At 63.6% G+C, this 25445-nt stretch carries 22 protein-coding genes; 5 read left to right on the top strand and 17 right to left on the bottom strand.

Features of this window, described 5'->3' with window-relative positions:
• Positions 1-5: 5 nt before the first annotated feature.
• The 14 genes from J4P02_RS08645 to J4P02_RS08580 form a co-directional block, all read right to left on the bottom strand.
• The gene (locus tag J4P02_RS08645; protein ID WP_426189162.1) at positions 6-1076 is read right to left on the bottom strand and encodes a class I SAM-dependent methyltransferase; all 1071 of its coding nucleotides are present in this window, start codon (positions 1074-1076) and stop codon (positions 6-8) included.
• Entirely contained in the window at positions 1066-1923 is an 858-nt protein-coding gene (locus tag J4P02_RS08640; RefSeq protein WP_426189161.1) for an NAD-dependent epimerase/dehydratase family protein, read from the bottom strand. The genes J4P02_RS08645 and J4P02_RS08640 overlap by 11 nt, the downstream gene beginning before the upstream one ends.
• A 5-nt stretch (positions 1924-1928) precedes the next feature.
• Positions 1929-3155, bottom strand: a complete 1227-nt coding sequence (locus J4P02_RS08635) for a methyltransferase domain-containing protein (protein ID WP_426189160.1) — start codon at positions 3153-3155, stop codon at positions 1929-1931.
• On the bottom strand, positions 3152-3709 hold the full coding sequence (locus J4P02_RS08630; RefSeq protein ID WP_426189159.1) for a dTDP-4-dehydrorhamnose 3,5-epimerase family protein: 558 nt from the start codon (positions 3707-3709) through the stop codon (positions 3152-3154). Before J4P02_RS08630 ends, J4P02_RS08635 begins: the two co-directional genes overlap by 4 nt.
• Complete coding sequence (gene rfbG, locus J4P02_RS08625; protein ID WP_426189158.1) at positions 3706-4788, bottom strand: CDP-glucose 4,6-dehydratase; 1083 nt, start codon at positions 4786-4788, stop codon at positions 3706-3708. The genes J4P02_RS08630 and rfbG overlap by 4 nt, the downstream gene beginning before the upstream one ends.
• Positions 4770-5543: a glucose-1-phosphate cytidylyltransferase gene (gene rfbF, locus J4P02_RS08620; protein WP_426189157.1), complete on the bottom strand. Its 774-nt coding sequence runs from the start codon at positions 5541-5543 to the stop codon at positions 4770-4772. Before rfbF ends, rfbG begins: the two co-directional genes overlap by 19 nt.
• A 250-nt stretch (positions 5544-5793) precedes the next feature.
• A complete protein-coding gene (locus J4P02_RS08615; protein WP_426189156.1) occupies positions 5794-9366 on the bottom strand; it encodes a glycosyltransferase in 3573 nt (1190 codons plus the stop codon).
• A 120-nt stretch (positions 9367-9486) separates the two neighbouring features.
• Entirely contained in the window at positions 9487-11046 is a 1560-nt protein-coding gene (locus J4P02_RS08610; RefSeq protein ID WP_426189155.1) for a flagellar hook-associated protein 3, read from the bottom strand.
• 13 nt (positions 11047-11059) lie between these two features.
• Entirely contained in the window at positions 11060-13105 is a 2046-nt protein-coding gene (gene flgK, locus J4P02_RS08605) for a flagellar hook-associated protein FlgK (protein ID WP_426189154.1), read from the bottom strand.
• A 10-nt stretch (positions 13106-13115) separates the two neighbouring features.
• Complete coding sequence (gene flgJ / locus J4P02_RS08600; protein WP_426189153.1) at positions 13116-14375, bottom strand: flagellar assembly peptidoglycan hydrolase FlgJ; 1260 nt, start codon at positions 14373-14375, stop codon at positions 13116-13118.
• A 17-nt stretch (positions 14376-14392) separates the two neighbouring features.
• Entirely contained in the window at positions 14393-15502 is a 1110-nt protein-coding gene (locus J4P02_RS08595; protein ID WP_426189152.1) for a flagellar basal body P-ring protein FlgI, read from the bottom strand.
• 15 nt (positions 15503-15517) lie between these two features.
• Positions 15518-16213, bottom strand: a complete 696-nt coding sequence (flgH, locus tag J4P02_RS08590) for a flagellar basal body L-ring protein FlgH (RefSeq protein ID WP_426189151.1) — start codon at positions 16211-16213, stop codon at positions 15518-15520.
• A gap of 61 nt (positions 16214-16274) precedes the next feature.
• Positions 16275-17060 carry a flagellar basal-body rod protein FlgG gene (flgG, locus tag J4P02_RS08585; protein ID WP_426189150.1) on the bottom strand — a complete coding sequence of 262 codons (786 nt, stop codon included), beginning with the start codon at positions 17058-17060 and terminating at the stop codon, positions 16275-16277.
• A 45-nt stretch (positions 17061-17105) separates the two neighbouring features.
• A complete protein-coding gene (locus J4P02_RS08580; RefSeq protein WP_426189149.1) occupies positions 17106-17846 on the bottom strand; it encodes a flagellar basal body rod protein FlgF in 741 nt (246 codons plus the stop codon).
• 335 nt (positions 17847-18181) lie between these two features.
• Here J4P02_RS08580 and J4P02_RS08575 point away from each other — a divergent pair, with 335 nt between their 5' ends.
• Complete coding sequence (locus tag J4P02_RS08575; protein WP_426189148.1) at positions 18182-19048, top strand: hypothetical protein; 867 nt, start codon at positions 18182-18184, stop codon at positions 19046-19048.
• Positions 19045-19767 (top strand): class I SAM-dependent methyltransferase, encoded by a 723-nt coding sequence (locus tag J4P02_RS08570; RefSeq protein ID WP_426189147.1) that lies wholly within the window; start codon positions 19045-19047, stop codon positions 19765-19767. The genes J4P02_RS08575 and J4P02_RS08570 overlap by 4 nt, the downstream gene beginning before the upstream one ends.
• Before the next feature lie 54 nt (positions 19768-19821).
• Here the strand turns inward: J4P02_RS08570 and J4P02_RS08565 are convergent, their stop codons facing one another.
• The gene (locus tag J4P02_RS08565) at positions 19822-21384 is read right to left on the bottom strand and encodes a sigma-54-dependent transcriptional regulator (protein WP_426189146.1); all 1563 of its coding nucleotides are present in this window, start codon (positions 21382-21384) and stop codon (positions 19822-19824) included.
• 304 nt (positions 21385-21688) lie between these two features.
• Between J4P02_RS08565 and phhA the strand changes: the two genes are divergently transcribed.
• From phhA to J4P02_RS08550, 3 genes are all read left to right on the top strand, one after another.
• Positions 21689-22480 (top strand): phenylalanine 4-monooxygenase, encoded by a 792-nt coding sequence (gene phhA / locus J4P02_RS08560; protein ID WP_426189145.1) that lies wholly within the window; start codon positions 21689-21691, stop codon positions 22478-22480.
• 69 nt (positions 22481-22549) lie between these two features.
• A complete protein-coding gene (locus J4P02_RS08555; protein WP_426189144.1) occupies positions 22550-22906 on the top strand; it encodes a 4a-hydroxytetrahydrobiopterin dehydratase in 357 nt (118 codons plus the stop codon).
• Positions 22906-24102, top strand: coding sequence for an amino acid aminotransferase (locus tag J4P02_RS08550; protein WP_426189143.1), 1197 nt, complete (start codon positions 22906-22908; stop codon positions 24100-24102). The genes J4P02_RS08555 and J4P02_RS08550 overlap by 1 nt, the downstream gene beginning before the upstream one ends.
• A 64-nt stretch (positions 24103-24166) precedes the next feature.
• Here the strand turns inward: J4P02_RS08550 and J4P02_RS08545 are convergent, their stop codons facing one another.
• Positions 24167-24916, bottom strand: coding sequence for an anti-sigma factor family protein (locus J4P02_RS08545; protein WP_426189142.1), 750 nt, complete (start codon positions 24914-24916; stop codon positions 24167-24169).
• Complete coding sequence (locus J4P02_RS08540; protein ID WP_426189141.1) at positions 24913-25422, bottom strand: sigma-70 family RNA polymerase sigma factor; 510 nt, start codon at positions 25420-25422, stop codon at positions 24913-24915. The genes J4P02_RS08545 and J4P02_RS08540 overlap by 4 nt, the downstream gene beginning before the upstream one ends.
• Between the last annotated feature and the right edge of the window lie 23 nt (positions 25423-25445).

The raw sequence follows: 25445 nt of genomic DNA, 5'->3' as shown, positions 1-25445 counted from the left end.
ACAAATTAGCTGAACGATGCGCTGTCGACGGCGTGATAGACATAACGGCCATCAGTCATGCGCTTGATTTCTTCGAGGTAGTTGGAGTTCATCACAAACAGGTTGGCGCCTGCCGGCAGGGCCTCCATGGCCTCCTGCGGCGATGCCACGCGCAGGCCGCTGAGCGGCAGGTAGCGGCCCTGCTTGGCCGGGTTGATATCCACCACCTGATCCACCACCACTCCGGCGCGTTGCAGGAACAGCGAATAGATCACGCCCTTGGAGGACGCGCCCCAGATCCCGGCGCCGGCCTGCCCTGCGGCCTGGATAATGCCCTTGGCGCGCTCGATGCTGGCGGTGAAATCCGCTGGCATGCGCAGCGGTTCGGCCGGCGCCTCGAGGGTCGCTTTCAGGCTGCCCAGGTCCGCCACCACATACAGGTACTGGCCGCCGAATAGATGCCCGGCCTCATGCACGGCGCCGAACATCCGCCGCAGGTCCTCCAGGCGGAAATAATTGACGTGCTCATAGAACACGTCGAACCAGGCGCGATGTTCGAGGATCCAGTCGAAACACGGCACCTCGATATAGATCTGCCCGCCCTGGTTGGCATCGGCGATCTGCGCCAGGAAATCCAGCGGATCGGCGATGTGCTCCAGCACATGGCGCAGCACTATGGCCTCGGCCGCCAGCCCCAGGCCACGGGTGAAGGGGGCCTTGATCACTTCCGGGTTGGCGCCCTCGTAGGCCGGATCGATGCCGGTGATGGCATAGCCCTGCCCGCGCAGCAGCTCGAGGAAATAACCCTTGCCGCAACCCACCTCGATCAGTTCCCGGCCCTTGAAGTGCCGGGCGATGATGCCCTCGACGTCCTGCAGGTGCTGCTGGAACTGGGTCGAATGGGCCTGCTCGTTCTGATAGTCGGCGTCGTAGCTGAGCCGATCGGCATCGAAGGCCTGGTTGAAGATCAGCCCGCTTTGCAGATCCTGCACCAGCACCATGTCCGCGGCCGCCGAGGCCCGGGCACTGCCGGCATCGGCGAAGGTGCGGTTCTGCAGCACCGGCAGGTCGGCGACCCGATACAACTCATGCACCATGTGCAGCTCCTGTTATCTGTTGCAGGCGCTGGTTGTCACCCCAGAACGCCATGGGTTCGTAGTCCGCATAGGGGTAGTGTCCGAGATTCAGGCGGATCGACGACTGACGCTGGGCAATCCGCTGCTCCACCAGGCTGCGCACGGCGATCGGTCGGCCACTGCAGCAGTTGACCACCCCGGAAAACTGCCGCTGCTGCAACAGCGCGGCGAGGTAGCCGGCCGCTTGCTCGATGGCCAGGTAGTCACGTAGCTGCTCGCCGCCGGACATGTCGAACACCCCATCACCGGCATCGATGGCCCGGTCCAGTGCCGCCAGCAGGCTCTTCGGGTTCTGCCCCGGGCCATGCAGGTAGAACAACCGGGCCCACTGCAGGTTGAAAGGCAGTTGCTGCTGCAAGGCCGTCAGGAACAACTGCAGGCTGTGCTTGGCCAAGCCATAGGGATTGCTCGGGCGCGCCTCGCACTGCTCACTCAGGGGCCCGCTCTGCATGCCGTATTCGAAACAGGTGCCGGTGACCAGCACCTGGCTCACCCCCGCCTCGACCACACGCTTGATCAAGCGATAGTCGGCCATCAGGTTGTGCTCCAGGTGAAACAGCCCCTGATAGTTGGGCAGGCCGGGCCAGGCCAGATGGGCCAGGGCGTCGACATCTTTCACCAGCGCAGCGATATCCAGGTCATCGGCGTGCAGGTCCAGGGCCTGGAACTCCACGGCCTCGAACCAGGGCATCTGCCGCGCCTTGGCCACATCGCGAGCCACGGCGCGCACCTGGCAACCCCGGGCCAGCAGCGCCGCAACCAGATGCCGGCCGACAAAGCCGGTGGCGCCGGTGACCAGCACGCGCATGCCGTTCACAGCAGTTGCAACTCGGGCACGGCGATCACGAAACGCCCGCCCCACTGGCGCACCTGGGCCAACTGGGTGCTGACTTCGTGCAGCAGGTTCCAGGGCAGCACCAGCACATAGTCCGGGCGCTCCTGGTCGATACGCTCGGGCGCCACCACCGGAATCCGGCTGCCAGGGAGGAACTTGCCCTGCTTGTGCGGGCTGGCATCGGCGACCCAGGCCAGCAAGTCGGCCTTGATCCCGGCATAGTTGAGCAGGGTATTGCCCTTGGCGGCCGCGCCATAGCCCACCACGCGCTTGCCCTCGGCCTTGGCCTGGAGCAGGAAGCGCAACAGCTCATGCTTGATTCGCTCGGCGGCCGGGGCCAGGGTCCGGTAGTACTCCGGAGTGCTGACACCCGCCTGGCGCTCCAACTGCAGCTGTTGCGCCACGCTGTCCTGCTGCGGCCGACGCGGGCCATCGCTGCGCTGCACGAAGACCCGCAGCGAGCCACCGTGGGTCGGCAGGTTCTCGACATCGAAGACTTCCAGGCCATTGCGTTGGCACAGGCCCAGCACCGCGGTCAGCGACAAGTAGGAATAGTGTTCGTGATACAGGGTGTCGAACTGCTGCCCGGCCATCAGGGTCAGCAATTGCGGAAACTCGAAGGTCGCCACACCTGTCGGTTTGAGCAGGGTGGCAAAACCACAGAGGAAGTCGTTGATGTCCGGCACATGGGCCAGCACATTGTTGGCCGCCATCAGGTCGGCGGCCCAGCCCTCCTCCAGCAACTGCGCGGCCGTATCACGGCCGAAGAACAGCTCGCGAATGTTCAAGCCCTTGTCCCGAGCCGCCTGTGCGGTACTGCGGGTCGGCTCGACCCCCAGGCAGGGAATGCCCCGCCCGGCCACGTACTGCAACAGGTAGCCATCATTGGCTGCCACTTCCACCACCTGGCTCTGAGCACCGAGGTCGAAACGCTCGACCATCTGCGCCACATAGCCCTGGGCATGCTTGAGCCAGGTGCTGGAGAAAGAGCTGAAATAGGCGTAGTCGGCGTCGAACAGATGATCGGCGCGGGTGTAATCCTCGGTTTGCACCAGCCAGCACTGCTGGCACACCTGGACCTTGAGCGGCACCCAGGATTCGGCCTGGTCCAGCTGCTCGGCCCGCAGGTAGGCGTTGGAGGGCGGCGAGGTGCCCAGGTCGATCAGGGGCAGGCTCAGGCAAGCGCCACAACCGCGGCAATTCATAGTTTCACTCCAGCGAAAGCGCCGTCGAGCAAGGGATGGCTGGCATCGCGGCTCGACAGATTATTGACAGGCAACGGCCAGTGGATCGCCAGTCGCGGGTCTAGCACCGACAGCCCGGCCTCGTGTTCCGGGGCGTAGTCGGCGCTGTGCAGGTAGAGCAGTTCGGCGTCCTCGCTCAGGGCCTGGAAGCCATGGGCGAAACCGGCCGGCAGCAACAGGCTGCGCCCGTCGCCGGCCCGCAGGTGCTCGGCATGCCAGTGCAGGAAGGTCGGCGAATCGGCGCGCAGGTCCACTGCCACATCCCAGACTTCACCCCGCAGGCAACTGATCAGCTTGGCCTCGGGCCGGGCCGCGGTCTGGTAATGCAGGCCGCGCACGCTACCGCGCTCGCGGGTGCAGGAATGGTTGATCTGGCGAATGTGAAACGGCTGGCCGAACGCGCTCAGGCTGCCTTCGCAGAACAGCCGGGAGAAATGCCCGCGCTGATCGGCGAAGCGCTTGTGGCGCACCTCGGACAGCCCCAAGGGCAGGGCCACGACCTGGAATTCGCTCACAGCGCCCCCCGGTACAGGTTCAGTTGCCCCAAGGTCACGGCACGCATGTCGGCGCCGCTGGTCCAGGCCAGGTGCCAGTCCAGGGTCTGCGCCAGGCATTGCTGCAGGGTCCAGCGCGGTTTCCAGCCAAGCAACTGGCGCGCGCGGCTGCTGTCCAGGCGCAACAGGCCAGCCTCGTGCAACTCGCTGGGCTCGATCCGCAGCCCCGGGGCCGCGGGCCAATGCCGAGCCAGCAGTTCCACCACCTCGCCGACGCTGCACATGTCCTGCTCACCCGGCCCGAAGTTCCAGGCACCGGCGTACTCCGGGCCTTGCTCGTACAGGCCGGCGGCCAGCTGCAGGTAGCCGGCCAGGGGCTCCAGGGCGTGCTGCCAGGGGCGCACGGCCTGAGGGTAGCGCAGGGTCACAGGTTCATCGGCGGACCAGGCCCGAAGCACATCGGGAATCAGCCGTTCCGGGGCGAAATCACCACCGCCCAGCACATTGCCGGCCCGCGCCGTGGCCAGGGCCAGGCCGTGCTCGGCATAGCGCTCGGCGGCAAAGAACGACGAGGCATAGGACTGCGCCAGCAGCTCGCAGCAGGCCTTGCTGCTGCTGTAGGGATCATGGCCGCCCAGGGCCTCGTTCTCGCGATAGGGCCACAGCCACTCCTGGTTGGCGTAGACCTTGTCGGTGGTCACCAGCACGCAGGCGCGCACCCCGCCCACCTGGCGAATCGCCTCCAGCAGGTTGAGGGTGCCCATGACATTGCTCGAATAGGTGCCCAAGGGGTCGCGATAGGCTTCACGCACCAGCGGCTGGGCCGCCAGGTGCAGGACGATCTCCGGCTGCACCTCGGCCATCAGCTCCAGCAGGCTGCCGAGGTCGCGCAGATCGCCACGGTGATCGGCGATGCCCTCCCCCACCCGAGCCAGTTCGAACAGGCTCGGTTCAGTGCCCGGGTCCAGGGCGAAACCGCTGACCTGGGCGCCCAGGCTCTGCAACCAGAGGCTCAACCAGCTGCCCTTGAAACCGGTATGGCCGGTCAGCAGGACCCGCTTGCCGCGCCAGAACTCCGGGCTCAGTCCCATTGCTTCCATGGGGCCTCCCCGCTTTGCCAGAGTTGCTCCAGGTGATTCTTGTCGCGCAGGGTGTCCATGGACTGCCAGAACCCCGAGTGCTCGTAGGCCCGCAGTTGCTCATCCTGCGCCAGCTGGATCAGCGGCTCGGCCTCCCAGGTGGTGCTGTCGCCGTCGATATAGGACAGCACCTTGGGCGAGAGCACGAAGAAACCGCCATTGATCCAGCCACCATCGCCCCGGGGCTTCTCGGTGAAGCCCAGTACCTGGTCGCCGTGGCGATCCAGGGCGCCGTAGCGGCCTGGAGGCTGCACTGCGGTCACGGTGGCGAGCCTGCCGTGGGCCTTGTGGAAATCCACCAGGGCACCGATGTTCAGGTCCGAGACACCGTCGCCATAGGTGAAGCAGAAGGCTTCTTCATCCTGCAGGTAGCGCCCGGCTCGGGCCAGGCGCCCGCCGGTCATGGTTTCCTCGCCGGTGTCGATCAGCGTCACGCTCCACGGCTCGCTGTAGTTCTGGTGCACGTCCATGCGGTTGTTGCGCATGTCGAAGGTCACGTCCGAGGTGTGCAGGAAGTAGTTGGCGAAGAAGTCCTTGATCGCGTAGCCCTTGTAGCCCAGGCAAATCACGAAGTCGTGGATCCCGTGGGCGGAATACTGCTTCATGATGTGCCAAAGAATTGGCTTGCCGCCGATCTCGATCATCGGCTTGGGCTTGAGGTGGGACTCCTCGCTGATCCGCGTACCCAGTCCACCTGCCAGAATTACTGCCTTCATCACTGTCCTCTTGCTCTTCGCGGGCCGGGCCAGCCCCTTGGGGGCCGACGGAGCGCCAGATGCAGATCATTCATCGCCGCGCACTGCGCCGCAGTGCAGGTTTTATGGCGATTTACGGAGGACTTGCAGGAAGTGCGCCAATTGCGTGCGCAGCGCCCGGAACCGGCCGGAAGACGGCGGCGCAAGCCCCGAATAGAGGCTTGCGCGCCCGAGCGACTCGCGACACTGAAAGTCGCGAGCCGGAGTGGGATCAATCCGGCAACCAGCCCCAGAGCCAGTGCCGCAGGTTGTCGTCGCGCAGCATGAAGTCACGCAGCACCGCTTCGCGCAGTTCATCACCCATGCGATAGCTGGCGGCCGGGTCGGACAGATGCATGCGGATCGCCTGCAACCATTCCTCGGTGCTGTTGCTGCGAACCTTGGTGCAAGGCAGGAAGCCACGATAAGCCTCGGTATCGGTGCAGATCACCGGATAACCGCAGGCACCGTACTCCAGCAAGCGCAGGTTGCTCTTGCAGTCGTTGAAGATATGGAATTCCAGGGGCGCCAGGGCCAGGTCCAGATTCAGGCTGGCCAGCTTGAACGGATAGCTCTGCAGGCTGGTCGCCGAATGGAACTCATGCACATAGGGCCGCAGGGCATCGGGGCACATGCCGAAGAACACCCAGTCCACCTCATTGGCCAGCTCGCGCACCACCTCGGCAATGATTTCCAAGTCGCCAGTGTGACTGGTACCACCGCCCCAACCCACCCGCGGCTTGCGCGAGGTGCCACGGCGGCTGGTCAGGCTTGCCCAAGGCTCCATGGGCAGCATATTGGGCACCACGCGAATATCGCTGTGCATGCTCGACAGCGCATCCGCCAGTGGCTGGGTGGTCACCACCAACCGATCGCAGAGGCCGATGCCCTCGCGCAGCATCTGCTCGGTATTCAACGGTTTGTTGCGAGCGTGGGTATTCTTCTTCGGCGCACTGACAACGTAGTCGTCCAACTCGAAGATCCGCAGCGCACTGGAGTACTTCTTCATGCGCAGGATGTCGCCGGCGGCGCCTTCGCTGTAGCGGCACTGGAGGATGATGCTATCGGGCGACAGACGCTCGATCTCCGCCGTCGCCGGCGACTCGTAGGCCACCCGGGCAATGACTCGCCCCGCCGCCTCCAGCGCGCTCAAGGGACCTGTCACGCGGTAATGACCGACCGCGGTACTGTTGACTGGAAGCCCGAGAATCAGTGGCAGGGCCCGGCTGCAGAACGGGTTCCAGTTGTTGCGCAGGGAAGGCTCCAGGCTGAAGCTGGAATAGCCCAGGCTCAAGGCCGGATTATAGGCCGGATCACGAGCGACCTTGGCAATCCATTGACGATAGAAGCGCTCCTGCTCGGCTTCGCGATCCTGCTGCTGGTCATGCTCGTCAGCGCCAGAGGCCACCGACTGCAGCATCAGAGTTGCGTGCGGTGTCCAGACCACCAGGTAACCCTGGCGATCCATCCGCAGGCACAAGTCGGTCTCGCCCAGTTGATCGGCGAACGCCAGTTCGTCCAGGCCACCCAGGTCCTCGAAGACTTCCCTGCGCACCATCAGGCAATCGCCGCTGACCGCACTCCAGTTCTGCACCACCTGCAGGCGCTGCATGTAACCCCGGCCCCCAATGGCTTCACCGATAAAGGGTGAAGTGGCAGGACCCGCCATGCCCAGCACCTGGCCGGCATGCAGAATGGAACCATCGGTGGCCAGAATCCGCGCCCCGACTACCCCCACCTCAGGGCGCTGGGCCTGGTTGAGCAACTCGTCCAGCCAGTCACCGTTGCAGATCAACGCGCCCGGATTGAGCAGCAACAGGTAGTCGCCCCGCGCCTGGCGCGCCGCCTGGTTGACCAGCGCTGCATGACTGGAGCAACCGGCAAAGGGCAGTACCCGCAACATCCCGCCACCGAGCTGGGCCATGGCGGCCAGCCACTCGGCCATCGCCGGATCACGACTGCCGCCATCCACCAGGAGGATCTCGTAGTGGTTATAGAGGGTGTGTTCGATCAGGCTTTCGACACAGCGCTGCAAGGCGGCCAGCGAATCGCCGCACGGCAGCACGATCGATACCAATGGCCGGGCCGGATGCTGGTACTGAATGCGATTGAGCAACGGCAGGTCGTCGTGGCTGATTTGGTATTCCACGCCAATGCGCTGCAGATGCGCGGCCACCAGACCCTCACTGGCCTCGATCACCTGCGGCCGCGACAACCAGGTTGCGAAGCTGCACTCGGACTCCAGCTGGATATCGGCAATATGCTCGATGGCCCGCGGCCCCGCCGACTCCACCAGGCGCCACAACAGATCGTGCGGGGCCAGCTCGCCATGACTCGCGTCGAACCCGCCTTCGGCCATGAAGCGCTCACGGGAAAACGCCAGGGCGCGACCGACATAAGGATAGGAACGCATCAGGTCAAGGTTGAAATCGGGCTTGAACACCGGCTCCGCCGATTCGCCTTCCAGCAGCGCCCCTTCATCGCTGTAAGCGCAGAGCATGGCCGGGGTATTGGCGATCCGCTCCGCCAGCACCACTAGCGCCGACTCCTGCAACCGGTCGCCAGCCTGCAGCAGGTAGAACCAGTCGCAGCCTTCCAACTGCGGCACCAGCTCGTTGAGCTGCTGCAGCCAATCGCTGCGCAGTGGTTGCTGCAGCACCCCGGCCCGCTCCTCGAGCTCGACAGCAGACAGCACCAACACCGCGGTGGGCGCAAACAGCTGCGCCACAAGGCTGTCCAGAGTCCGCGCAAGTGCCTCGCCATCACCCTCGAAGTCGATGACCACCGGCACCAGCTGCACCCGCCGAGGCCAGCTGTCGATACGCTGTGGCAACAGGCGCTGCTCCACCTCCGAGAACTTGCGCACCGACAACCATTCCCGATAGAAATCGTTGTAACTGATGCTTTCGCCACCGACACGCCCATCGACCACCGTACTGCGGTTGCTCAATATCCGGGTCACGCACAGTTCCTGCCAGTTGCGCGGTTGCTCCGCAGCCTGGGCCAGGTCGACATAACGCACCCAACCCGCCGCCGGTGCAGACTCGCCGCTGCGCGCGGCCAGCATCTGCGCCAGCCATTGCCATTCCTGCTTGGCGCTCTTGAGCATCTCCGGCGTACTGCTGAGGCGACCGGCGTACAAGCGCTCGCAACTCAATACCGTGACCTGCGCGGCCAGATTGCCGCGACGCATCAGGCAGATGAACAGGGCGAAATCCAGCAAAGCGACGAACCCGCCCCCCTCCTGGATCAATGCCGGCAACAGCTCCAGTACATCGGCGCGGCGCATCAGGGTCGAGCTGAAGTTACCCAGGAAGTTACGCGGCGTACTCTCGATAATCGCCAGCATGTCCTCCCCTTTGAGAACCGCATCGTTCTGGGTGAAGCGGCAGTTTTCGATTCTGGGCGGCAGGATGAAATTACCGGCGTCACCCAATATCCGCAGCGCGCACACCAGATTGACTTCCGGGTTTTCGATCAGCACCGGCGCCTGCAGGGCGATGCTCGGCGCGAACAACCGGTCGTCGTCGCAGAGAATCTTGATCAGTTCGCCCCGCGCCTCCTCGACGCAGCGCAGAATGTTCTTCTGCAGCCCCAGGCGTTGCGGATTGCGCAGGTAGCGCACGGGGTGCGCGGGCTCGACCACGGCCTCGACCATGCGCTGGATCTCAGCGTCGCCGCTGTCGTCGCAAACGACGATTTCCAGGGGCTGATAGGTCTGGGCCAGGGCACTTTCCAGGGCTTGATCGAAGAAGCGCGAGTTGAAGGCAGGGATGACGATGCTGACTAGAGGGGCTTGGTTCACGACGGGAAACTCTCGAGCGGCGAGCCCCGGCCAGGGAGGCCAGGACTGCAGGACCGCTTAAAAAGACGGCTGATGGCTCGACGGTCGCGGCGCTCGAGCCAGAGCTCGAACGCCGACTACTCAGATCTTGTTGAACAGACCCAGCTGGGAGATTTTGCTGAACGCCAGTTGCGAAGCCTGGAGCATGGTCTGCTGCAGGGTCAGGCGGGTCATGACTTCGGCAGGATCGGAGTCACTGATGGCCGAGCGGGTGGTGACGTTGGCGGCCGCCAGGCTCTCGTTGATCTCGTTCTGGGTGCTCAGGGCCGAACCCCGTCCACCGACCGAACTGAGACCGATCGATACCTGATCGATACCGCTGGCCAGGTTGGCGATCCCCGAAGTCACATCGGCCACTTGCTTCTGGGTAGCCAGGGTATTGCCAGCAGTCGGCGTGTTCAGGGCCGTGCGCAACTGGCTCACGGTATCCAGGATGTTCTGGTTCTCGTGGTTGTTGACCGCCACGCTGAACTGATCGTTGGCCGCCGGGGTGCCTGCCAGGGTGAAACTCACCCCTGCCGCGGTGGCCACGCCCGCCGCCACCACGCCCGAAGACACCGGCTTGCTGTCGGCAGTCAAGGGCGCGGCATACAGATCGAAATTGGTCGCGCTGGTGAACTTGAGGATCGCCGAGCCGCTGGGGAAGGTGGAGTTGTAAGCCGCCTGATTGGTCACGCTGGCGCCGCTGACCTGAGTCATGCTGGGGTTGCCCGGGCTGCGCGCCACGTTGAAGGAGTCCGGCTTGGAGGCCAGGTTGAAGGTGTGCCCGGGCAACACGGTGTTAGCGTTTTCGCCTGCCGCCAGGTTGACGTTCAGGGTCAGGTCGACGCCGCGGAAGCTCAGGGTCTGGTTCGGCGAGTTGCTATACACGCCACCCTGGCTGAGCTCGGATGTCACGTCGGTGCCGGTGCTGTCGGTGATCTTCAACTGGGTGCCCGTGACGAACGACACGGTGTAAGGCTCACCGCTGCGGAACTGGCTGTTGTACGCACCGCTGTTGGACATCTGCCCATTGGACAGGGAAATCCGCCCGTCATCCGGCAACGGCGCGGTCTGGGTCACCTGGCTGCGGCTGGTGTTCAGGGCCTGCTGGAACACGTCCCAGCCAGTGCTGTTGGCGGCCATCTGCATGGTGTCGCCCACGGGCAGCATCAGGCTGCTCTGGTCGCCGTTGTAGCTGTAGGTGCCATCGGAGTTGCGGCTGAAAGGCGCAACGCTGTCCTTGGAACCGCCGAAGATGTACTTGCCGTTCTCGTCCTGGGTGTTCATCAGGCTCAGCAGTTGCTCTTCGATCTGGCCCAGCTCGGAAGCGCTGGCCTGGCGGTCCTTGTCGGTGTAACCGGCGTTGGCGGACGCAGTAGCCAGTTCCTTGGCCCGGGCCAGGACACTGTTGATGCTGGTCATCACCGATTCGGTCTGACCCAGAGAGGCCTTGATCGAGTTGCTGTTGGCCTTGTACTGATCCAGCAGCGAAGCCTGCTGGCCCAGTTGCAGCAGGCGCGCGGCGCCTACCGGATCGTCGGCCGCGGTCTTGACCCGCACCAGACTGCTGGCCTCTTCGCTGCTGGCAACCGCATTGGAGAAGTTCTTCTGGTAGCTGGCAGCCGTAGTCTCGTAATACTGGGAGGTGGAAATACGCATGGGCTACGGCTCCTTAAAGGCTGTTGATCAGCGTGCTGAAGGTTTCCTGCGCAGCCTTGATGATCTGCGAGGACGCTGTGTAGTACTGCTGATACTTGACCAGGTTGCCGGTCTCTTCATCCAGGACCACCCCGGACAGCGAGTCCCGAGCCCCCTTGGCGTTGCTCAGGATGGCGCCGTTGGCGGCGCTGTCGAGCTTGGCCTGGCTGGCCTTGGCGCCGACGTTTTCGATCAGCTTGCCGTAGGCGTCGACCAGGGTGATGCCCTTGCTGGCCGAGCCGGTGTCGACGGTCTGCTTGCTTTGCAGGGCTGAAAGGGTAAGGCCGTTGCGGTTGTCGGAAGAACCGGCACCGTTGACCGAGAGGCTCATGCTGTCGCCGCTGTTCGGCGCACCGGCCACGTCCATCTTCACCGCAAAGGTTTTCTGCACGCCGCCGCCATCGAGAATCGGCGCGCCGGTGGCATCGACCATCTTGATGTCCAGGTTCAGGGTGTTGCTCTGACCCGGCACGATGGAGCCGCTACCCATCTTGTTGCCCTTGGCGTCAAAGTAGTCGTAGGTCTGGCTGCCACCGGCCGGCGCGTTGAACACCACCTTGACCGGCCCGGAATTCTTCAGCGCGGTCTGCATTTCGAGCTTGGCCGCAGCATTGTAGTTGTCGATCGGCACCACCAGGGACGGCTGCGAGCTAATGCTCAGCGAGCTCTTGACCCCGGAACCGATCTCGGCCTTCAACGGCGCGGCCAGGGCGATGCGCTTGGCGTCGGTCATTTCGGTCTGGATGGTGGTCGCAGCGTTGCGCGTCGGGGTGATCTTGAAGCTGTCACCGGCAGCGGCCGCGCCATTGAGGTTCAGGGCAAAACCATCGATCACCGGCGCCGGGCTGGTGGTGGTGCTGAAACTGCCCAGGTCGGTGCCGTCGGAGCGCTTGACGCTGTAGTCGGTCGCGCTGCTGAAGGTCACCGTGTAGTCGCTGGCGGTGAGCTTGCCACTGTCCTTGATGGTGACATCGAAGTTGCCAGAAGCGCCGTTGTTGCCGGTGCTGGCGATACTGCGCTGGCTGATCATCCGCGCGCTGTTGATGTCGTTGAACAGGTTGCCGCCGAAATTGCCGTTCTTGTCGATGCCTTGCGCCATCTGGCTGTTCATCTGGTCGGCGACCACCAGGGCCACGCGCCCCAGTTCGTTCATGGCCGGGTCCAGCACTTCGCTGCGATAGCGCAGCAGGCCGCCAATCTCGCCACCGGTGGTGACGTTGGTGATATCGACCGAGGTGTTGCCGCGGTTGATCTGCAGCACGGAACGGGTCGGATCGTCCTTGCCCGCCACCACTTCCAGGGAATTGCTGGTATTGCCCATCACCAGCGGCTGGCCGCTACCCAGGTAGAGGTCGAGGCTGGAGCCACGCTCGGAAACCTGCACGCCGATAAAGGTCGACAGCTGGCGTATGGTCTCGTTACGCGAGTCGAGCAGGTCATTGGGCATGCCGCCGCCGTTGGTCGACAGCTCGGAAATCTTCTGGTTGAGCTGAGCCACGGTGCCAGCCAGCTTGTTGACCTGATCGGCCATGCTCGACAAGCTGCCGTTGATATCGGTGTTCTGCTGGTTGAGCTGGGTGGATACCGAGTTGAAACGGTTGCTCAGCGCCTGGGTATCGCTGAGCAGCAACTGCCGGGAAGCCTCGTCGGTGGGCTTGGCATTGAGGTTCTGCAGCGAGGCGAAGAATTTGGTCAGGGCGCCGGTCATGCCGGTGCCGCTATCGGACAGCAGCTTGTCCACCGGGGTGATCTGCCCCTGGTAGGCCGCCACGTCACTGTTCAGCGAGGTGGCGGTGCGCAGCTGCGAATCAAGGAAGCTGTTGTACACCCGGCGCACGTCCGCCAGGGTGGTACCGGTGCCGATGAAGACATTGCCGAACTGGCCGGAAGCCTTGGTGCCCTGCACGGTCTGCTGGCGCGAGTAACCGGCAGTGTCGGCGTTGGCAATGTTGTTACCGGTGGTCACCAGCGACGATTGGCTGGCAGCCAGCCCCGACATCCCGATATTGAGCAAACTCATGATTCAGACCTTATAAATTCGTGGAAACGCCCGCCGCAGCGTAGTTCTCGTAGCTCTTCATCTGCTTGGCTATCTGCGAAATCTTGCTTGCGTAATCCGGGTCCGTTGCATACCCGGCTTTTTGCAACTCGCGAACAAACTGTTCTGGTCTATCGGCCGCTTTCAGCACTTCTTGATAGCGATTGTTGCTCTGCAACAGGGTGACCAGATCGTGGAAGCTGTCCTGGTAGGAATCGTAGGAACGGAACGCTGCCGTCTCCTTGACCATCTGCCCATTGCGGAACTCACTGGTGATGGCTCGCGCCTGGCCGCCCTGCCAACTGCGGCCGGCCTTGATGCCGAACAGGTTATGGCTGCTGCTGCCATCCTGCTGACGCATCACCGACTTGCCCCAACCGGTTTCCAGCGCGGCCTGGGCCACCAGGTAGCGTGGGTCGACGCCAATGCGCTTGGCCGCCTGCTGCGCCATCGGCAGCATGGTGGCGACGAATTCGTCGGAGGAACCGAAGGCGCGCTTGGCCGGCGCCAGCGGCGGCTGGGCCACGGCACGGCCGTGAATGCGCATCTTGCCCTGGGCCGCCGCGTAACCTTGACTGACCCGCCATTCACCCCGCAGCACCGCATCAGCAGCCGCCGTGTTGCGCGTTGGCGCGGCGTTCTGCGCAGCGCCCTCCAGGGCGCCGCCGGCCGACGGCACGATGCCGGTCAACAGGCGATCGGTGAGCTTGCTGGGCAGCGACAGGCGACGCTGATTGAGCAGCACCATATCGTTGTGCGCCACAGTGGTACGCACTGGGTCCTGAGCCCTTGACGCCCACATCGGCCGCTGGCCATTGACCCGACTCAACGGGCCATCCTGGGCGGTGGTACCGGCGGCAATCGGGGTCGGCGTGGCGACCGTCGCCGCAGCAGGCGTCGAGCCATCCGCCGGACGGCTCGGCTGATTCTTCATCATCTGCCGCACCAGCACATTGGCCAGGCCGATACCGCCGCCCTCGCGGGACAGCGAGACCGCCAACTGCTGGTCGTACATATCCTGGTACTGCTTGGCCGCCGGGGTGTTCAGCGGATTGTCCTGGGCCAGCACATCGGTGGCCTTGCGCATGGACTTGAGCATCTCGTTGATAAACAGCGACTCGAATTCCTGCGCCACTTTGCGCACGTTGGCTTCGCCGTTCTTGTCACCCACCTTGAGTTGCTGCAGGCGATTGAGGTCGGCGTAGGATCCGGAGTCGCCGCTGGCGGTCAGGCCGCTCTTACGTATATCCATGGTCACGGTCAGGGCCCTCAGATCACTATCAGGTCGGCCTGCAAGGCGCCGGCCTGTTTCAAGGCTTCGAGGATCGCCATCAGGTCGCCGGGAGCAGCGCCCACCTGGTTCACCGCACGGACGATTTCATCCAGCGTGGTGCCCGGGCCGAACTTGAACATCGGCTTGGCTTCCTGCTGGGCATTGACCCGTGAGCGCGGTACCACGGCAGTCTGGCCGTTGGACAGCGGGCCGGGCTGGCTGACGATCGGGTCTTCGGTGATGGTTACGGTCAGGCTGCCGTGGGTCACCGCTGCCGGCGACACCTTGACGTTCTGGCCAATCACTATGGTGCCGGTACGGGAGTTGATGATGACCTTGGCCACCGCCTGTCCCGGATCGATTTCCAGGTTCTCCAGGATCGACAGGTAGTCCACCCGCTGGCTTGGGTCCAGCGGCGCGGTGACCCGAATCGAACCGCCGTCGATGGCCTGGGCCACGCCCGGGCCGAGCATGTCGTTGATCTTGTCGACGATGCGCTTGGCGGTGGTGAAGTCGGAACGGTTGAGGTTCAGGGTCAGGCTGTTGCCCTGGTTGAAACCGCTGGGCACGGCACGCTCCACCGAGGCGCCACCGGGAATCCGTCCAGCCGACGGCACGTTGACGGTGATCTTCGAACCGTCGCGCCCCTCGGCATCGAAACCGCCCACCACCAGGTTGCCCTGGGCGATGGCGTAGACGTTGCCATCGATACCCTTGAGCGGCGTCAGCAACAGGGTGCCGCCGCGCAGGCTCTTGGAGTTACCGATGGACGACACAGTGATATCCACCTGCTGCCCCGGCTTGGCGAAGGCCGGCAGGTCGGCACTCACCGAAACCGCGGCGACGTTCTTCAGCTGCACGTTGCCCGATCCCGGCGGCACCTTGATGCCGAACTGCGACAGCATGTTGTTGAAGGTCTGCAGGGTGAACGGGGTCTGGGTGGTCTGGTCGCCGGTGCCATTGAGCCCGACCACCAGGCCGTAGCCGATCAACTGGTTGGAACGCACGCCGGAAATGCTGGCGATGTCCTTCAACCGCTCGGCCTGGACGCCAAGGGAAGTGGACAGCAACAAGGCAGCCGCCATCAGGTGCTTGAAGTTAAACATGAGGCTTCTCATCACCTAGAAAGGGAACAGCGGGCTGAGGAAGAAACGGTCGAACCAGCCAGGCTGGTTGGCATCGGCGAACGAGCCGGTGCCCGAATAGGTGATGCGCGCATCCGCCACCCGGGTCGAGGACACGGTGTTGTCCGTGGCGATGTCATCGGCCCGTACCAGGCCGGCAATACGTACCAGCTCATCGCCGGTATTGAGGGTCATCCACTTCTCGCCGCGCACAGCAATAATGCCGTTGGGCAGCACGTCGGCCACGGTCACGGTGATCGAGCCAGTCAGGCTGTTGCTTTGAGCCGCCTTGCTGTCGCCCTTGGTGGCGCGGTTGCCGCTGTAGCCGGCATTCAGGCTCAGGTCGCCGCTGCCCAACGGGTTGTTGGTATTGGGCACGGCACCAAACAGCGAAGTCAGGCCGACGCTGTTGGTACTGGTCTTGGTCAGGGCCGAGTTGGCGCCCTTGCTGGCCGCCGTACGCTCGTTCAGGGTGATGGTGATAATGTCACCGACCCGGAACGCCTTGCGGTCACCGTACAGGTTCTGCTCGAAACCGGCCTGGTAGATCGAACCGTTGTTGGCCGCTGAAGGCAGCGGCGTGCGCGGCAGCACCGGGGCGTAATAAGGGTCATTGGGCTTGGGTGGCGGGGCGACACAGCCCGCGAGCACGACACTCCCACCCAGCGCTAGAACACACATAAACCGATTCATGACCCTTCCTCACGATGTTGCCGGTGCGCCACTTGCTACCCGTGGCGCCCTCAAGACTTGATTACAGCTTCTGCGTTACGAACGAGAGCATCTGGTCAGCGGTGGAAATCACCTTGGAGTTCATCTCGTAGGCGCGCTGAGTGGTGATCATGTTGACCATCTCTTCAACGGTGCTGACGTTGGAGGCTTCCAGGGTGTTCTGCAGCGTGGTGCCGAAACCGTTGAGACCTGGAGTACCGATCTGCGGCGCGCCGCTGGCGGCGGTTTCCAGGAACAGGTTGTTGCCCAGGGCCTGCAGGCCGGCCGGGTTGATGAAGTCAGCGGTCTGCAGGTTGCCGATCACCTGGGAAGCCGGGTTGCCGGCAACGGTGATGGACACGGTGCCGTCCTGGCCCACGGTGAAGGTCTGCGCATTGTCGGGGACGACAATGGCCGGCTCCAGGGCGAAACCATTGGCGGTGACGATCTGGCCGTTGGAGTTCAGGTGAAAGGTACCGTCACGGGTGTAGGACGTGGTGCCATCGGGCTGCAGGATCTGGAAGAAACCACGGCCATTGACGGCCAGGTCCAGCGGCTGCTGGGTGGTCTGCAGGCTGCCGGCGGAAAAATTTTTCTGGGTGCCGACGATGCGCACACCGGTACCGACCTGCAAGCCGGACGGCAGTTCGCTGTCCTGGGTCGACTGGGCACCGGGCTGGCGCTTGATCTGGTACAGCAGGTCCTGGAACTCGGCACGATCACGCTTGAAGCCTGTGGTCGAGACGTTCGCCAGGTTGTTGGAAATCACACTCAGGTTGGTGTCCTGGGCGGACAGACCGGTTTTGGCAACCCATAGAGCCGGAAGCATTCGATTCTCCTCTTGCGCCTGTTTTACGGCGCCAGGTACTGGTAATTAGCTGATCTGCAAGACCCGAGCCATGGCCTGGTCGTCTTCTTTGGCGCTGTTCATCATTTTCACGTGCAGCTCGAACTGCCGGGACAAGGCCAGCACCGCGGTCATCTCATCCACGGCATTGACGTTGCTCGACTCGAGGAAGCCGGAGACCAGTTGCACATTGGCGTCGGCCGGGGCCGGCTGGCCGTCCTTGGTTTTGATCGAACCGTCGAGCCCCTTGCTCAGGTTCTTGATGTCCGGATTGACCAGCTTGATGCGATCGACCTCGGCCATCACCCGCGGCCCCTCGCCCATGGCGCGGATGCTGATGGTGCCGTCCTGGCCGACTTCGATCTGCTGCTCCGGCGGCACGGCGATCGGCCCGCCATTGCCCATCACCGGCATGCCGTTGCCGGCACGCAATACGCCCAGGGCATCGACATTCAGGCTGCCGGTGCGCACATAGCTTTCGCTGCCATCAGGACTCTGCACGGCGATCCAGCCCTTGCCACTGACAGCCACATCCAGCTCACGACCGGTTTGCACCAGCGAGCCCGGAGTGAAATCCGTCGCCGGACGCTCGCTCATGGCAAAGGCCCGCGCCGGAAAACTGTCACCGAACACCGGCATCGCCCGAGCCTGCTCCAGGTCCCGCTGGAAACCGTTGGTGGAGATGTTCGCCAGATTGTTGGCATGGGCCTTTTGCGCCAGAGCGTTCTGGCTGGCACCGGTCATCGCCACATATAGGTACTTGTCCACAATCGTTCCTCATCTGCCGGGCGTTTGCCGCCCCACGCGGTAGTGGGCAAGGCCTAAGCAATTTCTGCACCAACTTTAACCGCCGGCAATGCGCGCCATGCCGGCCGGGACTCTGGCGCCATCCAGACACTTTTTGCGGCGGCCAAAGAGACGAAAAAACGGCGGACTTATGCCGCAAACGGCAAGTCTCGGTCGCGGCCTGCAAAAGTGCCGGTCGGAAATCCGCGAACTGTGAACGGATCTTGCTAGGACTCGCAGATGCGCCAGAACAGCGTGACTTCAGTTTGCTTCACACTGGCCGACACTTAAGCCAGTGATTGCCTAGGAGAGCCCCTGTGAACCTGTACCTCAATCAGTTGGCCAAGACCGCTGATTTCAAGGAAGCCATCTATCGCGGATCGGTCTTTCTCGACACCCAGTTGAACACCGCCAAGGAACTCTGCGGCTTCGCCAAGGAAAGCATCACCGCGGCCTTCGATGGCGAAACCAACCACCAGGCACTGCACCGCATGATGCCGGTCGAGGAGTTCGTTGCGAGGGTCACTCGGCTCAAGGGCCAGTTCACCAACAGCCAGCGGGTCAAGGACCTGATCCTGGGTTTTATTCACGAGATCAACCTCGACCCCCGGGAATACATTTTCGACGTGCCGCGCCTGCGGGTGGTGCCCAACTACGACTACCTGCACGCTGGCGTCAGCTACGCCTACAAGCCTCATCGCGACAGCTGGTACGGCAGCGTCGACTGCCAGATCAACACCTGGATGCCGGTCTACACCATCAGCCCGGACCAGACCATGATGATCAACCCCGGCTACTTCGAAAAACCCGTGCCCAACACCTCCAGCGAATGGAGCCTGAACGACTGGATCAACAACCAGCGGCACAAGGCCAAGGACAACCTGACCGAAGAAGTGCGAGTGCACCCGGTGCCCTTGGGGGAGATCGACGACTCGGCGGAAATCCGCATCGCCGGCAACAGCGGCGAGATGCTGACCTTCTCCGGCTCGCACCTGCACGGCACGGTGGCCAACCATACCGAACACACCCGCTTCAGCGTGGACTTCCGCCTGATGCACCTTGACGACCTGCAGCACCACCGTGGAGCCCCCAACGTCGACAGCGCCTGCCCGGACGTCGGCGCCGGCTTCAAAGACTATTTCCACGCCCACGACTTCTCGAATTTCCAAGGATTCAAACCATGACCAAACGTCGCCTGACCCCCGCTGAAGCCGAATACAACGCCACCCGCGCCGGGGTTCTCAAGCGAGTCGATGCCGAGTACGTGGCCGACGCACCGTTCGTGTTCGCCAACCGCATCAACGTCACTGCCGCGCTGTCGCGCATGGAGCTGTTCAAGAAGGTCATGGATATCCCGGGCGCGATCGTCGAGTGCGGCGTGTACAAGGGCAACTCGCTGATGCTCTACATGCACCTGTCGATGATTCTCGAACCCTATGCCATCAACCGTTCGATCGTCGGCTTCGACACCTTCGAGGGCTTCACCAGCATCAACAAGGACGAAGACCCGGCCGACATCAACGAAAGCATGTTCTCCGACACCGACCAGTCGCTGATCCAGGACATGATCGATGCCAACGACCTGCTGCGTCCGGTCAATCGCATCCCGCGCTGCGAGCTGGTCAAGGGCGACATCTGCAAGACCGTGCCGGAGTTCGTCAAGTCGCGCCCGGACCTGGTGGTGGCCATGCTGATCCTCGACACCGACCTGTACGAACCGACCAAGGTGGCCCTGGAAACCTTCCTGCCGTACATGCCAAAAGGCGCCATCGTGGTGCTGGACGAAGTCGCCTACCGCAACTTCCCGGGCGAAACCAAGGCCCTGCGCGAGGTGTTCGACATGAACAAGATCGAACTCAAGCGCCTGCCTTTTGACTCCTGCGTCGGCTACTTCCATATCTGAAGCCACGCCATAAAGCGCCAAACAAAAAGCCCCGCCTGAACCGCGGGTTTTTTTTCATTCGGCGGCGTCCTTGCCGACCTCGTACTGGCGCAACTTGTTGGCGATGGTGGTGTGGGACACCCCCAGGCGCTTGCCCAACTGCCGGCTGCTGGGGTGCTCGGCATACAGGCTTTCCAGCACCGCTTTCTCGAAGCGCCCGACAATCTGCTCCAGGCTGCCATCCAGGGAGAACTCGCCCAGGGGCTGGCGCGCGCCGTAGTCCGGCAGGCGAATATGCTCGGCCTTGACCGTGCCGCCATCGCACAGCGAAACCGCCTGGAACAGTACGTTCTCCAGTTGCCGCACATTGCCCGGCCAATGGTAGTGACTGAGGCGCTCCATGGCCGCCGGCGCCAGGCGCGGCAACGGGCAGCCGATTTGCCGGCTGGCCTGGTCGAGGAAATGCTCCACCAGCGGGGTCAGGCCATCGAGGCATTCGCGCAGCGGTGGAATATGCAGGGACAGCACATTGAGCCGGTGATACAGGTCCTGGCGGAATTCGCCCCGGGCACAGAGCTCCGAGAGGTCCACCTGGGTGGCACAGATCACCCGCACATCCAGGTACACCTCCTCGTCGCTACCCACCCGACGGAAGCAGCCGTCCTGCAAGAAGCGCAGCAGCTTGACCTGCAGCCGCGGGCTCATCTCCCCTACCCCATCGAGAAACAGGGTGCCGCCGGCGGTCAGCTCCAGCAGCCCGAGCTTGCCTTCCGCCCGCGCCCCTTCGAAGGCTCCCGGGCCATAGCCGAACAGCTCGGTCTCGGCCATGGATTCCGGCAGCCCGGCACAGTTCAGGGCCATCAACGGCGACTGTCCACGGGGGCTGGCCAGGTGGCAGGCGCGGGCCAGCAATTCCTTGCCGGTGCCGGTCTCGCCCTCGATCAGCAGCGGTGCATCCAGAGGCGCCATGCGCCGTGCCTCGCGCACCACCGCGGCCATCACCCTGGAGCTCTGGAAAATGCTGTCGAAACCGCGCAGCTCTTGCTTGCGCACATTGTAGATACGCTCCCCGACCCGATCCGCACGATGCAGGGTCAGCACCGCGCCGGCCATGGCCTCGCTGTCATCGTGCTCGGATTGCAGCGGCGCGATGTCCGCCAGGAATACGTCGCCCTTGACCTTGACCCGCAGCCCGTTGATCCGCGACTGGTTGGCCCGCACCAGCTCCGGCAGGTCGAAATCCTCGGCATAGCGCGACAGCGGAATGCCCGGCACTTCGTCCACCCGCACCCCCAGCAACTGCGCCGCAGCGCGGTTGGCGGCGACTATGGAACCGCCCATGTCAATCGACAGCACCGGGAATTCCAGGGCCCCGAGCAAGGCATTGAGTTCCATGTGCCGGCGTTCGCTGGGCATCAGCCCGACCCGCTTGACCCCGAACACCCCGGCGATGGATTCAAACTTCGGCCGCAGGGCCTGGAACTGCAGGTTGATCAGGTTCGGACAGAACAGATAGATGGCGTTGCCATGCTCGCCGCCCACCTCGCCCCGGGCCACGTTGATGCCGTACTCCACCAGCAGGTTGAGAATGTCGCGCAGGATGCCGATGCGGTTCTGGCAGTGGACTTTGATACGCATAAAGAAAGGCCCGGTACGGAAAATGGAGGGCATAAACGCCGCCAGGCGACGCTTTCGACATGGGCGCTTGCCAACTTTTTGCTGGCTGGCGCAGATAATCGTCAAGATTATGTGACAGGAAATGGCTTTTTCAAACCTTGGAACCACAACAATCGGGCGCTTTCGGCGAAAACGTAACGATTAGTTTACGAATAAGCGCCCAATGGCCCTGCTACAGGCGGGGCCAACTGCTGCAAAGCGTCGCACCCCGGGGTATCAATGGGGTCATTCATAACAAGAACGCATCCCCTGGCAGGAGAGCAGCATGAAGCAGACGCAGTACGTGGCCCGCGAGCCCGACGCGCAAGGTTTTATCCACTACACCCCCGAAGAACACGCGGTGTGGAACACCCTGATCACGCGCCAGATGAAAGTCATTGAAGGCCGGGCCTGCCAGGAGTACCTGGACGGCATCGAAAAACTCGGCCTGCCCCACGATCGCATCCCGCAACTGGGTGAAATCAACCAGGCCCTCGGGGAAACCACCGGCTGGCAAGTGGCCCGGGTTCCGGCGCTGATTCCCTTCCAGACCTTCTTCGAATTGCTGGCCAGCAAGCAGTTTCCAGTGGCCACCTTTATCCGCACCCGGGAAGAACTGGACTACCTGCAAGAGCCGGACATCTTCCACGAGATCTTTGGCCACTGCCCGCTGCTGACCAACCCCTGGTTCGCCGAATTCACCCACACCTACGGCAAGCTCGGCCTGCAAGCCACCAAGGAAGAGCGGGTGTACCTGGCGCGCCTGTACTGGATGACCATCGAATTCGGCCTGATGGAAACCCCGGCCGGGCGGCGCATCTACGGTGGCGGCATCCTGTCCTCGCCGAAGGAAAGCGTCTACAGCCTGTCGGACGAACCCGAGCACCAGACCTTCGACCCGCTGGAAGCCATGCGCACGCCCTATCGCATCGACATCCTGCAACCTGTCTACTTCGTGCTGCCCAACCTCAAGCGCCTGTTCGACCTGGCCCATGAGGACATCATGGCCCTGGTGCACCAGGGCATGCAGCTGGGCCTGCACGCACCCAAGTTTCCGCCAAAACCCAAGGCGGCCTGAGCAGGCCGCCCTCGCGGGCGGCTGCGAAAAATAGTAACGTCCAACAAGAATTACATTCAGGAATCCACCATGACCGCCTTGAACCAAGCCCATTGCGAAGCCTGCCGTGCCGATGCCCCACAAGTCAGCGACGAAGAACTGCCGGTACTGATCCGGCAGATCCCCGACTGGAACATCGAAGTTCGCGATGGCGTGATGCAACTGGAAAAAGTCTTCCTGTTCAAGAACTTCAAGTTTGCCCTGGCCTTCACCAACGCCATGGGCGAAATCTCCGAGGCCGAAGGCCACCACCCAGGCCTGCTCACCGAATGGGGCAAGGTTACCGTTACCTGGTGGAGCCACTCGATCAAGGGCCTGCACCGCAACGACTTCATCATGGCCGCCCGCACCGACGAAGTGGCCAAGACCGCAGAAGGACGCAAGTAATGCATTTCGATGCCATCGGCCGCGTACCCGGCGACCCGATCCTCGGCCTGATGGAGGCCTATGCCAATGACCCCAACCCGCGCAAGTTCGACCTTGGCGTGGGGGTCTACAAGGACGCCCAGGGCCTGACTCCGATCCTGCAGTCAGTCAAGCTGGCAGAGCAGCGCCTGGTGGATCGCCAGGCCACCAAGACCTACATCGGTGGGCACGGCTCCCCAGCCTTCGGCCAGTTGATCAATCAACTGGTACTGGGCAGCGAATCGCCGCTGATCGCCGAGCAACGCGCCGGCGCCACCCAGACCCCGGGCGGCACCGGTGCCCTGCGCCTGGCGGCCGATTTCATCGCCCACTGCCTGCCGGGCCGTGGTGTATGGCTGAGCAACCCGACCTGGCCGATCCACGAAACCATCTTCGCCGCGGCCGGGGTCAAGGCCAGTCACTACCCCTACGTGGGCAGCGACAACCGCCTGGACGTCGAGGCCATGCTGGCGAGCCTGAACCAGGTACCCGAGGGCGATGTGGTGCTGCTGCACGCCTGCTGCCACAACCCCACCGGCTTCGACCTCAGCCATGCCGACTGGCAGCGGGTGCTGGAGGTGGTGCGCAGCCGCAAGCTGCTGCCGCTGATCGACTTCGCCTACCAGGGCTTTGGCGATGGCCTGGAGCAGGACGCCTGGGCGGTACGGCTGTTCGCCAGCGAGCTGCCGGAAGTGCTGATCACCAGCTCCTGCTCGAAGAACTTCGGCCTGTACTGCGATCGGACCGGGGCGCTGATCGTCTGCGCCCAGGATGCACAGAAGCTGCTGGACGTGCGCAGCCAGCTGGCCCATATCGCCCGTAACCTGTGGTCGACGCCACCGGATCACGGCGCCGCGGTGGTTGCCACCATCCTTGGCGACGCCGAGCTCAAGCGCCTGTGGGCCGATGAAGTGGAAGCCATGCGCCTGCGCATCGCGCAACTGCGTGCCGGCCTAGTGGAGGCCCTGCAACCCCACGGCCTGGCCGAGCGTTTCGCCCATATCGGTGTGCAACGCGGCATGTTCTCCTACACCGGCCTGAGCCCGGCTCAGGTGCAGGCGTTGCGTGAACAGCACAGCGTGTACATGGTCAGTTCGGGCCGGGCTAACGTGGCCGGTATCGACGCCACGCGCCTGGACCTGCTGGCCAGCGCCATCGCCGCCGTCTGCAAGGGCTGATTGCCCCTGGCTGTACCCCCGGCCTGCGCACTCGCTGCGCAGGCCGCCCTCTCGCGGCTCCAATTCACAAGCCCTGCTGAATCAGTTGCCCCAAGGCCTGCAACTCACCCCGTTCCAAGTCCGAGACCAAGATGAAGCGCAGGTGATCGCGGCGCCAGGCCACCAGGTTGTAGCCACGCCAGGACTGGCTCTGCGCCGCACTGTCGGCCTGCGTCGTGGGCTGGACGAACAGATTGATCAGGTGCCGGCCATGGCCATAGGTCAGGGCCGCGGTGTTCTCCTGCTGCAGGTAGTCCAGGCGCCCACCCAGCAGCGGGTAGCCCTGGGCGCTGAAATCGAACACCGGCGGCGCGAAATCCAGCTTGCCGGTGAACCAGGGCTTGACCGTATGCCGGTCCGAAGACGCCACGTCATTCAAGTGATCGACCATCAGCGAGCGCACATGGCTGGACACCGCTTCGTCCATCCAGGGCCGCTCGACCGGCGGCACGGCCAAATAGAAACCCAACGACAGCGCCAGGGCCAGCATCGACACTACCGGGGCCAGCCAGCGGCCGGCGCTCCATGACGAAAAACGATGCAGCAGCCCCTCCTCGCGCTCAGCCAGCAGCCGACCAAGAGCCACCGGCGCCCGATGATAGGGGGCATGCGCCCTGACCTCGGCCTTCAGGCTGCGCAACGCGGCGTATTCCCCGGCGCAACCGGGGCAATGGCGCAGGTGCTCGGCCACCTCGGCGGCCGCATTCACCTCCAGCTCGTTGTCGAGGTAGCCGTGCAGCCACTGGCGGCAGGTCTTGCAGTCGAGGTCGTTCATGATGGACGCGACTTCAGCAACTGCTGCCGGAGCATGCAACGGCCTCTGGCCAGGCGCGACATGACGGTCCCCAGAGGAATGTCGACGATCTTCGCAATGTCCTTGTAGGCCATGTCTTCCAGCTCCTTGAGCACTATCACTTCACGAAAGGCCGGAGGCAGCGCCAGCAGCGCCTGCTGCAGCTGTTCGGCCTCCTGCCCACGGATCAATTGCCACTCCGGCGTATCGCCGTCGTGCTGCCGCGCCTCGTCCTCCACCCAGGCATCATCGAAGGCCACGCCGCCCTGGCGGGCGGAAAGCTTGAGCCAGTTGTAGCTTTCATTGCGGACTATGGTGAGAAACCAGGCCTTGGCGTTGCCGCCATCGAAACGGTGAAGGAATTTCACCGCCCGGTAGGCGCTTTCCTGCACCACGTCCTGGGCCGCGCTGTCGTTGTCGGTCAACCAGCGTGCGAGGTTATAGGCCGCATTCAGGTGCGGCAGGAACAGTTCCTCGAATCGCGTCATGCTGGCTCCGATTCCCTTGCCCA

The organism is Pseudomonas sp. NFXW11, from assembly GCF_049887815.1.
In the GTDB taxonomy this organism is placed as follows: Bacteria; Pseudomonadota; Gammaproteobacteria; order Pseudomonadales; family Pseudomonadaceae; genus Aquipseudomonas.
Note: the sequence above shows the minus strand (reverse complement) of the source record. Positions and strands in the feature narration are given on the sequence as shown.

What these genes read in the sequence shown, in the direction of transcription:
- rfbG (WP_426189158.1), bottom strand. Translation starts at nt 4,788, where the DNA reads ATGGAAGCAATGGGACTGAGCCCGGAGTTCTGGCGCGGCAAGCGGGTC.
- J4P02_RS08550 (WP_426189143.1), top strand. Translation starts at nt 22,906, where the DNA reads ATGCATTTCGATGCCATCGGCCGCGTACCCGGCGACCCGATCCTCGGC.
- J4P02_RS08645 (WP_426189162.1), bottom strand. Translation starts at nt 1,076, where the DNA reads ATGGTGCATGAGTTGTATCGGGTCGCCGACCTGCCGGTGCTGCAGAAC.
- J4P02_RS08565 (WP_426189146.1), bottom strand. Translation starts at nt 21,384, where the DNA reads ATGCGTATCAAAGTCCACTGCCAGAACCGCATCGGCATCCTGCGCGAC.
- J4P02_RS08570 (WP_426189147.1), top strand. Translation starts at nt 19,045, where the DNA reads ATGACCAAACGTCGCCTGACCCCCGCTGAAGCCGAATACAACGCCACC.
- phhA (WP_426189145.1), top strand. Translation starts at nt 21,689, where the DNA reads ATGAAGCAGACGCAGTACGTGGCCCGCGAGCCCGACGCGCAAGGTTTT.
- J4P02_RS08555 (WP_426189144.1), top strand. Translation starts at nt 22,550, where the DNA reads ATGACCGCCTTGAACCAAGCCCATTGCGAAGCCTGCCGTGCCGATGCC.
- flgJ (WP_426189153.1), bottom strand. Translation starts at nt 14,375, where the DNA reads ATGGATATACGTAAGAGCGGCCTGACCGCCAGCGGCGACTCCGGATCC.
- flgK (WP_426189154.1), bottom strand. Translation starts at nt 13,105, where the DNA reads ATGAGTTTGCTCAATATCGGGATGTCGGGGCTGGCTGCCAGCCAATCG.
- J4P02_RS08540 (WP_426189141.1), bottom strand. Translation starts at nt 25,422, where the DNA reads ATGACGCGATTCGAGGAACTGTTCCTGCCGCACCTGAATGCGGCCTAT.
- J4P02_RS08545 (WP_426189142.1), bottom strand. Translation starts at nt 24,916, where the DNA reads ATGAACGACCTCGACTGCAAGACCTGCCGCCAGTGGCTGCACGGCTAC.
- J4P02_RS08595 (WP_426189152.1), bottom strand. Translation starts at nt 15,502, where the DNA reads ATGTTTAACTTCAAGCACCTGATGGCGGCTGCCTTGTTGCTGTCCACT.
- J4P02_RS08640 (WP_426189161.1), bottom strand. Translation starts at nt 1,923, where the DNA reads ATGCGCGTGCTGGTCACCGGCGCCACCGGCTTTGTCGGCCGGCATCTG.
- flgG (WP_426189150.1), bottom strand. Translation starts at nt 17,060, where the DNA reads ATGCTTCCGGCTCTATGGGTTGCCAAAACCGGTCTGTCCGCCCAGGAC.
- J4P02_RS08610 (WP_426189155.1), bottom strand. Translation starts at nt 11,046, where the DNA reads ATGCGTATTTCCACCTCCCAGTATTACGAGACTACGGCTGCCAGCTAC.
- flgH (WP_426189151.1), bottom strand. Translation starts at nt 16,213, where the DNA reads ATGAATCGGTTTATGTGTGTTCTAGCGCTGGGTGGGAGTGTCGTGCTC.
- rfbF (WP_426189157.1), bottom strand. Translation starts at nt 5,543, where the DNA reads ATGAAGGCAGTAATTCTGGCAGGTGGACTGGGTACGCGGATCAGCGAG.
- J4P02_RS08635 (WP_426189160.1), bottom strand. Translation starts at nt 3,155, where the DNA reads ATGAATTGCCGCGGTTGTGGCGCTTGCCTGAGCCTGCCCCTGATCGAC.